Genomic DNA, 8,589 nt, shown 5'->3' with positions numbered 1-8,589 from the left:
GGCATCGGCCGCGCCGCCGCCATCGCGTTCGCGAGGGAGGGCGCTCGGGTCGCAATCACGGACCGCACGGAGGCTGCGCTGGAACACCTTCGCGCCGAGATCGAGGCGGAGGGCGGCGAGGTGATCGTGATCCGGTGCGACGTGTCGGTCCCGGAGGACGTCGAGGCTGCGGTCGCCAGGACCGTCGATCGGTTCGGCCGCCTCGACTGCGCCTTCAACAACGCGGGCGTCGAGAACAAGGCCGCCCCCGTCCACGAGATCGCCCTCGACGAGTGGGACCGCATCCTCGACATCAACCTGCGCGGTACGTTCGTGTGCATGAAGCACGAGATCGCGCAGATGCTGCGCCAAGGCAGCGGCGTGGTGGTCAACACCTCGTCCGGCGCTGGCATCAGGGGCGTGGCGGGCGGCGCGAGCTACGCCGCTTCCAAGCACGCCCTCATCGGCCTCACCAAGTCGGCCGCCCTCGATTATGCGAAGGCGAACATCCGGGTGAATGCCGTCCTTCCTGGGAACATCGAGACGCCGATGATGGACCGCTTCACCGGCGGCGACATCCAGAAGGCGATCGACCTTGAGCCGGTCGGGCGCCTCGGCAAGCCTGAGGAGATTGCCGAAGCCGTCTTGTGGATGTGTTCGGATCTCGGCGCGTTCGTTACGGGCGCGTCGATCTCGGTCGACGGAGGATGGTCGCTCTGACACGCGTTATCAAAGTGCCGCTGAGCGGACCTTCCGAGGGTCAGCAAGGGGGCGACAGCGGACCCGGAGCACGGGTTCCATCCGTCGGATTTCGACCACTGGACGCAGGAAGGGCCGGCAGCCCCGCGGGGATGCCGGCCCTCAAAGCCGTGAAACCGTAGACCGCGAAAAGGATCACATGCCGCGGTGGCGGCGGTGCATCATCATCTTCCGGCTGCGGGAGTGGCGCTTCATCATCCGGTTGCTGCGCATCGGCGCCATCTCGGAGCCGCCCCGTCCCGACATGGAGGGGGTGCCGCCCGGCGCGCCCATCATGCGCTCCTGGCCCGCGCGGGGGCCGCCGGCCTGCTGGCCCGCCGAGTTGTAGGGGGAGTTGCCCTGCGCGAAGGCGGGCGCCGAGAGCAGGGCCAGCGACGCGGCGATCAGGAATGCTTTTTTCATGGGGAGGACCTCGGGTCGTCCGACACGGCGGGTCCGCGCGGGAATCGCGGGACGGGACGCCGTGTCGCCGTCTGCGGAGGGAACTGTGCGAATCCGTACAGGTTCCGTGAGGCCGCCCTGCGCTCGGGTGCGATTGCCCCTTATGCCGGGGCGCCCTATCAGGTGGACGATGATCCTTCGGCCCGGGCGCCGCCCTTCAGGACAGCAGAGCCTCCGCCCGTGCCCCTGACCAGGTCGACCCAGCCCGACGCCCGCGCCTACCTGCTCCTCGACGTGGCGGGCACGGCCTGCGCCCTCCCCCGCGACGCGGCGGCCGAGATCCTGCCGCTGCCCGACCTGTTCCGGCCGCCCTCGGCCGGCGGGTGGCTGGCAGGCTTCCTCAACCTCGGGGGCGCCCCCGTCCCGGTGGTCGACCTCGCCCGGCTGCTCGGGCTGCGCGGGGGGGACGATGCGGGCGATCACGAGCCCGGCCCCTACGCCCACATCGTCCTCGGCCCCGACGGCGCGAGCGCCCTGCTGGTCGACCGCGTCACCGATCTCGTCGCGGTTCCCGCCGACGCGATCCGCCCCGTGGCGGCAGGCGAGAGCCTCAACGGCTGCATAGCGGCCGAGATCGTACGCGGGGACGCCCTGGTGCACGCCCTCGACCCCGCCCGCATCCTCACGGCCGGGGAGCGGATGCGGGTGGAGGCGCTGACGCGCGCCGCGGCCGCGCGCCTCGCCGCGCTGCCGGCGCCGTAGTCCCATGCGCCGGCCCACCGGCCCGAGCCCGCATGCCGACCCCGGCTATGCGGCGCTGAAGGCGCAGATCGTGGCCCGCACCGGCCACCATTACTACGCCGACAAGGACGACCTGCTGTTCGACCGCCTGCGCCGCCGCTTCAAGGCCCGCGGCGTCGACTCTGCTGCGGCCTACCGCGCCCTGCTGCTCGCCGACGCGGACGAGTGGGCGGCGCTGGAGGCCGAGATCACCATCGGCGAGACCTTCTTCTTCCGCTACGCCGAGCAGTTCGCCGCCCTCCGGCAGACCATCCTGCCCGGCCTGATCGCGGCCCGCGAGGCCCAGCGCTCCCTGCGGATCTGGAGCGCGGGCTGCTCCACGGGGGCCGAGCCCTATTCCGTGGCGATCCTGCTGCACGAACTGCTGGGCGACGCCCTGCCCGCCTGGGAGATCCACATCCTCGGCACCGACATCAGCGCGGAGGCGCTGGCGACCGCGCGGGCTGCCGAATACGGCCGCTGGGCCCTGCGCACGCTGCCGCACGAAGAACGCCTGCGCCATTTCCGCCCGACCCCGGCCCGGCCCGGCGCCGCGCGCGAGGGCGGCTATGCCCTGCGGCCGGAGTTCCGGCGCATGGTCCGCTTCGAGCGCCGGAACCTGATGGGGCTTCTCGACGGCAGCGCCCCGCAGCACCTCGACGCCTTCGACCTGATCCTCTGCCGCAACGTGCTGATCTACTTCGATGCCGGGACGGTCGCCGCGATCATGCGCGGCCTCGGGCGCCGCCTGCGGGCGGGGGGCTGGCTGCTGATCGGCCATGCCGAGCCCAACCCCGCCTTCGCCGGCTGGCTCAGCGCCGTGAACCTGCCCGGCACCGTGGCCTATCGCCGGCCCGAGGACGGGGCGACGCCCCCCGTCCCGGCCGCCGTCGTCCTCCAGCCGGTCCCCGTCCCCGCCCCGGCGATCACCGTGCCGGAGCCCGTGCCCGCCTTGCTGCGGGATGGGACGGACGCGTCGGAGGGAGATCGCGCCGCGCCGATCCTGCTCCCGGTCCCCGTCCGGACCCCGGATGCCGGACATTCCGATCCCGAGACAGTCGAAGAATCCCTCGATCGGGTCCGGGCGCTGGCGGATGCGGGCGACACCGGGGCGGCCTGGCGGGCCTTGCACGGGGCGCTCGCCCTGCACCCGACCGACGCGGCCCTGCGCTTCTACGAGGGGCTGCTCGCCCGCAGCCTGGGCCGCGAGGTGGAGGCCGAGCGGGCCCTGCGCGCCGCCCTCTACCTCGACGGGGGCTTCGTCATGGCCCATTACCACCTCGGCCTGCTGCTGGCCGCCCTCGGGCGCCCGGCCGAGGCTCTGCGCGCCCTCGACAACGCCGTCCGCCTCAGCCAAGCCCTGGCGCCGGACGCACCCTTGCGCGAGGGCGACGGGGCCGCGGCCGGCGACGTCGCCGCGGGGGCCGCACTCGCGCGGGACGGCATCGGACGGGGGGCGGCGTGAACGTCTCGGAAGGCAATCGGCCAACCCATCGGCCAAGCGGGGACGCGCGGGCCGAAGCCCTGCGCGCGGCGCGCACGGCGGCGCTCGCCCGTCGCGGCGGCACGGCCGCCGCGACGGTGCCGACCCGCGCCTTCCTCGTCTGCGCCTGCGGTTCGGAGCGCTACGGCCTGCCGCTGTCCGAGGTGGCCCAGGTGCTGCCGATGCGGCCCTGCACCCCGGTGCCGGGCGCGGTGCCGGCGCTCCTCGGCCTCGTCGCCCTGTCGGGACGGATCGTCGGCGTCGTCGGCCTCGCCCGCGCCCTCGACCGGGCCGGCGCCGGGGATGCCGCCGACGGCCACCTCGTGGTGCTGCGCCTGGGCGCGGCCCCGATGGCCCTGGCCGTGGACCGGGTGCTCGGCCTCGCCCACGTCGCCGAGGCGGCCGACGCCGCGGCGGGGCGCGCGGGATTGGGCAACGGCCCGGTTTCGGGCTATGCCCCCGCCGATCCGGGCGGGACCGGTCCGGGCGATTTCGTCGTCGTCGAGCCAGGGCCCCTGCTGCGGCGCATCCTTCCCTGACGCCTGCCGGCCCGCCGGCCGCCTTTCTCGGAGCCCGAGCCGCCTTGTCGATCTCGATCGGAAAACGGATTCTCCTCGGCTTCGTCGCCGTCACCGTGGTGTTCGTGGCGCTCGGCATCTACGCCATCGGGCAGATCGGGCTGGTGCGCGAGGCGACCGACAGCATCGTCACCCGCGACCTCACGGTGATGCGCCAGATCGACGAACTCGGGAACCAGACCCGCGACCTCGGCATCCTGCGCCGCAACGCCGTGATCGCGACCCTGATGCGGGCGCAGGGGCGCACCGTCCGCGAGGAGGACACGCTTGCCCTCTGGCGCAGCCGGGCCGCGACCGCGGACGCGCTCTTTTCCGACCTGATCAAGGAGACGGGCGAGTACCGCAGGCGCGCCATCTCCGCGGACCGGGCGGGCACCTGGGAGCGGCTCTACGCGGTGCTGAACCAGGCCAACGACACCTACCGCCAGTATCGGGACGGCAGCGAGGCGCAGCTCCAGTCCACGATCGCGCAGGACGTGCAGGGCGTCGAGAACCGCAACGAGGACGTGGGCCGCCTCTACGAGGCGACGCTGGCCTCCGTCGAGCGCGCCCGCGCGGCGCTGGACGACAGCGTCATGGCGGGCCAGCGCGGCGTGGCCGGCATCTACGAGCGCTCGCGCCTCTCGATCTGGCTGACGCTCGCGGCCTGCGTGCTGCTCGCGATCCTCGTCACGATCCTGATCAGCCGGGCGGTGGTGCGCCCCCTGGAGGCGGTGATGCGGTTCGTCGAGCGGGTCGGCTCGGGCGACCTCTCGGGCAAGCTCGAAGAGCGCGGCAACGACGAGATCGGGCGCCTCGGGCGCACGCTGAACGCCATGGTGTCCGGCCTCTCCGACCTCGCCCGGACCAACCGCGCGGCGACCGCCGACCTCAACGCAGCGGCGGCCGAGATCCGCGCCTCCGCCCAACAGCAGGCGGCCTCCGTCGAGGAGCAGTTCGCCGCCGTGCAGGAGACGGCCGCGACGGTGGACGAGATCACCCATTCGGGCGCGCAGATCTCCAAGCGCGCGGGCGAGGTCATCGCCACGGCCCAGGCCACCGCGCAGACCTCCCGCCAGGGCCTGCGGGCGGTGGCCGACACCGCCAAGGCCATGGACGCGATCCGCGAACAGGCCGAGGCCGTGGCCGGCAACATCGTCGCGCTCAGCGAGAAGACGCAGACGATCGGCGACATCATCGAGACGGTCAACGACATCTCGGAGCGCACGCATCTTCTGGCGCTGAACGCCGCGATCGAGGCGGCCTCGGCCGGCGAGAGCGGGCGCAGCTTCGCGGTGGTGGCTTCGGAGATGAAGCTGCTGGCCGACCAGGCCAAGGGCGCGACCAACCAGGTCCGCGCCATCCTCTCGGAGATCCAGCGGGGCATCAACACCTCGGTGATGCTGACCGAGGAGGCGGTCAAGCGCGCCGCCACCGGCAAGTCGCGCTCCGACACCACCCAGCGCACCATCGAGGAGATCACGGCGCGGGTTGAGGAGAACGTGCAGACCTTCCAGCAGATCGTGGCCTCGACCAACCAGCAGCAGCTCGGCATCGAGCAGGTGATGGGGGCGCTGCAGAACATCCGGCAGGCGAGCCAGCAGACGGCGGCCGGCACCCGCGAGGTCGAGGCGGCCTCGGCCAACCTCACCGAACTGGCCCAGGCGCTGATGGCCCTGGCCGAGCGCTACCGGCACTAGAGCATGATGCGGAAAAGTGGACTCCGGTTTTCCGGAATCATCATGCGGAACCAAGAGGATAGACCATGCTGCTGTTTCCGTGGCACGGCAGCATGGTCTAGAGCTTCGTGACGGATATCCGCCAGCTCCTGCTCGCCGCCTTCGAGATCGAGCACCGCGAGCACATCGACGCGATCCGCCTGGCGCTCGGTGCGGCGACCGAGGGCCGCGCGCCGGACTGGAACGACATCTTCCGCCGGGCCCACAGCCTCAAGGGCGCCTCGCGGGCGGTGGACCTGCCCCCCGTGGAGGCGGTGGCCCACCGCCTGGAGACCCTGTTCGAGCGGATCAACGCGGGCGACACCCCCCTCGACCGGGACGCGGCCAACGCCACCCACCTCGCCCTCGACCGGATCGAGGCGTACGTCGCCGCCCTCAAGCACGAGCCGTCGCCCGCCATGCCCGGCGACGCCGTCGCCGCCCTCGACCGCCGCCTCGGCGCGGAGGAACCGGCCCCGGAGCCGGCACCGCCCGCCCCTGCCCCCGCCCCCGCCGCCCCGCCCCTGGAGCCGTCGCCCCGTGCACCGGCCGCGGCCGAGCCCCCGCCCGAGGCGGGCGCCGCCCTCCTGCGCGTGCCGGCCGAGGCCGTCGAGGCCCTGGCGCGGGCGAGCCACGACCTGACGAGCACCCTGGGCGGCGAGGCCGCGATGGCCGAGGGCCTCGCCCGGATCGCGCGGCTCTCGGCCGACCTGCGGGGGCGCGCGGAGACGAGCGCCGCCGCCCTCGCCCGCGGCGCGGACGGCGCGGACGGCGCGGGCGTCGAGGCGGCCCGGCGCGACCTGCACGGGTTGTCCGCCGCCCTCAGCGGGCTCGTGCGCGAGGCCAACGACCTCGCCCGCCGCCACGTCGTCCTCTCCAACGCGGTGGACGGGGCCGCCGCCCGCGTCCGGGCCGAGGCCGAGCGCCTCGCCCTCGTTCCGGCCGAGACGGTGCTCGGCGCCCTCGCCCGGTCCCTGCGCGAGACCGCCCGCGCGCAGGGCCACGAGGTCGACGTGACCCTGCGCGGCCTCGACCTGCCCGTGGACCGGGCGATGCTCCAGGTCCTCAAGGACCCGGTCCTGCATGCCCTGCGCAACGCCCTCAGCCACGGGGCCGAGCCCGTGGCGGCGCGGGTCGCTGCCGGCAAGCCGGACGCCCTCGGCATCGGCCTCGAAGTCGCGATCCGCGGCGGCCGCCTGTCCGTGTCGGTGCTGGACGACGGACCCGGACCCGATCTCGCGGCGATCGCGGCGCAGGGCCGCCGGCGCGGCCTGCTGGCCCCCGACGAGGCGGCTGATCCCGAGGCTCTGCTGGCCCTCGTCTTCGAGCCCGGCTTCTCGACGGCGGGCACGGTGGACACCCTGTCGGGCCGCGGTTTCGGCCTCGCCGTGGTGGCCGACGCCGCCCGCACTCTGCAGGGGAGCGTCCGGCTGGAGCCGCGCCAGCCCTGGGGCACGGCGCTGACCATGAGCCTGCCCCTCTCGGCCGCGCGCCGCAGCCTGCTCCTCGTGGAGGCGGGCGGCGCGACCTATGCCCTGCCGGGGGCCGACGTGGAGCGCCTGCTGCGCCTGCCTCGGGACGGACTGCCGCAGGCCATGGGCCGGACCATCCTGCGGATCGCGGGCGCGGACGGGGCGGAGGCGAGCCTGCCGCTCATGCCGCTGGCCGAACTGCTGGGCCTGGCCTCCGGCTCCCGGCCGCAGGGGATGCTCACCGCCATCGTGCTGCGGTCCGGGGCGGGGCGCCTCGCCCTGGCGGTCGAGACGCTCCGCGACGTGCGCACCCTCCTCGTCCTGCCGGCGCCTGCCGTCGGCGCCGATCCGGGGTTGATCTCCGGCACCGTGATCCTGCCCGGCGACGTGCCGGTCCTGGTCCTCGATCCGGAGGGCCTGGCCGCGCGGTCGGGCCTGGCGCGCGCAGGCCTGCCCCCCGGCATGAGCGACACGCCTGGAACGATGACGGAGGCGCCACGTTCGACCGTTCGCGCGACCATCCTGGTCGTCGACGATTCCATCACCACGCGCACCTTGGAGAAGGGCATCTTGGAAGCGGCCGGCTACCGCGTGGTCGTCTGCGTCGACGGCCAGGACGCCCTGGAACGCCTGCGCGCCGGGATCGAGCCGGTGGACCTCGTGCTGGCCGACGTGGAGATGCCCCGCCTCGACGGCTTCGGCCTGCTCAAGGCGCTTCGCGCCGACGAGCGCTTCGCGCGTCTCCCCCTGGTCCTGATGACCTCGCGGGGCGACGCGCAGGACGTGGCCCGCGGCCTCGACCTCGGGGCGGACGCCTACCTGACCAAGCAGAAGTTCGACCAGCGCCACCTCCTCGATACGATCGGGCAATTGCTATGAGCCCCGGCAAGACCGGCCCCGTGCGCGTGATGCTCGTCGAGGACAGCCTCGTGGTCCGCGAGCTGCTGCGCTACATCGTCTCCCGCGATCCGCGCCTGGAGCTCGTGGCCGCCGTCGCCTCCGGCGAGGAGGCGCTCGCCGCCATCGAGGCCGTGCGCCCCGACGTGATCTCGATGGACATCCGCCTGCCGGGCATCGACGGCCTGGAGACCACCCGCCGGATCATGTCGGAGCGGCCGACGCCCATCGTCGTGGTGGCCGATTCGGTCGAGGATTCGCAGCTGCGCATCTCGATGAACGCCCTGCGGGCCGGTGCCCTCTCGGTTGTCGAGAAGCCCGTGGCCACGACGCATGCCGGCTACGAGGCGATCGCCGGGGAGATCTGCACCCAGTTCCGGATCATGGCCCAGGTGCCGGTGATCCGCCGCCGGCCGATCGGCTCGGAATGGGCCGGGCGCACGGGCGGTGCCCTCCCCGCGCCGCAGCCGTTCCCCGCCCAGACGCCGAACGTCCTGGCCATCGCCGCCTCGACGGGCGGCCCGCCGGCGCTGGCCCGCGTCCTCGGCGCCCTGCCCGAGGGC

Annotated in this window: 8 protein-coding genes; 7 read left to right on the top strand and 1 reads right to left on the bottom strand. The window is 73.9% G+C overall.

The window, feature by feature from the left end; translation table 11 throughout:
- The coding region (locus tag COGEMETH_RS22330; RefSeq protein ID WP_238184895.1) for an SDR family NAD(P)-dependent oxidoreductase at nucleotides 1-699 on the top strand (699 nt) is incomplete at its 5' end.
- A 174-nt stretch (nucleotides 700-873) separates the two neighbouring features.
- Here the strand turns inward: COGEMETH_RS22330 and COGEMETH_RS22325 are convergent.
- Nucleotides 874-1,140, bottom strand: a complete 267-nt coding sequence (locus COGEMETH_RS22325) for a hypothetical protein (protein ID WP_238184894.1) — start codon at nucleotides 1,138-1,140, stop codon at nucleotides 874-876.
- A gap of 219 nt (nucleotides 1,141-1,359) precedes the next feature.
- On the opposite strand from COGEMETH_RS22325, the gene COGEMETH_RS22320 reads away from it, so the two are divergent.
- The 6 genes from COGEMETH_RS22320 to COGEMETH_RS22295 all read left to right on the top strand — a co-directional run.
- Nucleotides 1,360-1,881, top strand: coding sequence for a chemotaxis protein CheW (locus COGEMETH_RS22320; RefSeq protein WP_238184893.1), 522 nt, complete (start codon nucleotides 1,360-1,362; stop codon nucleotides 1,879-1,881).
- Between the two features lie 4 nt (nucleotides 1,882-1,885).
- Complete coding sequence (locus tag COGEMETH_RS22315) at nucleotides 1,886-3,364, top strand: CheR family methyltransferase (RefSeq protein WP_238184892.1); 1,479 nt, start codon at nucleotides 1,886-1,888, stop codon at nucleotides 3,362-3,364.
- Nucleotides 3,361-3,921: a chemotaxis protein CheW gene (locus COGEMETH_RS22310; RefSeq protein ID WP_238184891.1), complete on the top strand. Its 561-nt coding sequence runs from the start codon at nucleotides 3,361-3,363 to the stop codon at nucleotides 3,919-3,921. The genes COGEMETH_RS22315 and COGEMETH_RS22310 overlap by 4 nt, the downstream gene beginning before the upstream one ends.
- A 44-nt stretch (nucleotides 3,922-3,965) precedes the next feature.
- Nucleotides 3,966-5,639 carry a methyl-accepting chemotaxis protein gene (locus tag COGEMETH_RS22305; protein ID WP_238184890.1) on the top strand — a complete coding sequence of 558 codons (1,674 nt, stop codon included), beginning with the start codon at nucleotides 3,966-3,968 and terminating at the stop codon, nucleotides 5,637-5,639.
- A 107-nt stretch (nucleotides 5,640-5,746) separates the two neighbouring features.
- Nucleotides 5,747-8,008 carry a hybrid sensor histidine kinase/response regulator gene (locus COGEMETH_RS22300; RefSeq protein WP_238184889.1) on the top strand — a complete coding sequence of 754 codons (2,262 nt, stop codon included), beginning with the start codon at nucleotides 5,747-5,749 and terminating at the stop codon, nucleotides 8,006-8,008.
- On the top strand, nucleotides 8,005-8,589 hold a 585-nt coding region (locus COGEMETH_RS22295; protein ID WP_238184888.1), incomplete at its 3' end, for a response regulator. The genes COGEMETH_RS22300 and COGEMETH_RS22295, both read left to right, overlap by 4 nt.

The organism is Methylobacterium trifolii (assembly GCF_022179685.1).
Taxonomy (GTDB): domain Bacteria; phylum Pseudomonadota; class Alphaproteobacteria; order Rhizobiales; family Beijerinckiaceae; genus Methylobacterium; species Methylobacterium trifolii.
This window is presented reverse-complemented; position numbering and strand designations above follow the sequence as displayed.